1 pseudogene is annotated in these 863 nt (G+C 62.7%); it reads right to left on the bottom strand.

From position 1 onward, the window contains the following. Positions 1 to 172: 172 nt before the first annotated feature. A pseudogene (locus EVC45_RS44900) lies at positions 173 to 863 on the bottom strand (IS3 family transposase); the annotation flags it as partial.

Raw genomic sequence — 863 nt, 5'->3', positions numbered from 1 at the left:
TGAGGTTGACCCGTTTCCACGGATAGATTTGCAGTTGGATTCAGTATGCGATGGATCCTCCTGATGACGTTGACTCGCGGGTTGTCCACGGGCGAGCGGCGGGTCGCTTCTCACGACCACGACGCTGCCCGCCGGTGGACAACCCGCGCGGCGACGATCTTTGTTTTTGCGCATGCAGGTTTTCGAATTCGAGCGGTGAGCAGTAGCCGATGCTGCTGTGAAGGCGACGAATGTTGTACCAGCTCTCCAGAAAGGAGAAGATGCGTCGCCTGGCCTGTTCGTGGGTGGCGAAGTGTTCGCGACAGAGCAGTTCGGCCTCGAGTGTGCCGAAGAACGACTCGCACATCGCGTTGTCATACGCATCACCCGCTGTGTCCATCGACGGCTGCACGCCCGCTTCGCGACAACGCCGCCCAAAGGCAATGGAGGTGTATTGACAGCCCTGATCGGAATGTAGAATGACGGCCTCGTGGCGCCGCTGCTGCAACGCCATGTCCAGCGCACGCAGCATCAGTGCCGTGTACAGATGGTTCGACATCGCCCAGCCGACGATGCGCCTGCTGAATACGTCCAGCACCACGGCCAGATACAGAAAGCCTTCATCGGTAGGCACGTAGGTCGCGTCAGCCACCCACAGCACGTTCACAGCGTCAGCGCTGAAGTGCCGGCGTACCAGATCCGGTGCGCGTCGGGCCCCCGCACGTGGGCGCGTGGTACGTGGCCAGCGGCCCCGGCTCGCCCCCCACAGCCCTGCCATGCGCATCAGCCGCGCTACCCGCTTGCGTCCAACGTGTACGCCTTCACGCGCGAGTTGCGCGTGAATACGGGGCGCACCATACGTGCCGCGTGAGCTTGCATGCAGG

Source organism: Paraburkholderia sp. UYCP14C (assembly GCF_004197395.1).
Taxonomy (GTDB): domain Bacteria; phylum Pseudomonadota; class Gammaproteobacteria; order Burkholderiales; family Burkholderiaceae; genus Paraburkholderia.
This window is presented reverse-complemented; position numbering and strand designations above follow the sequence as displayed.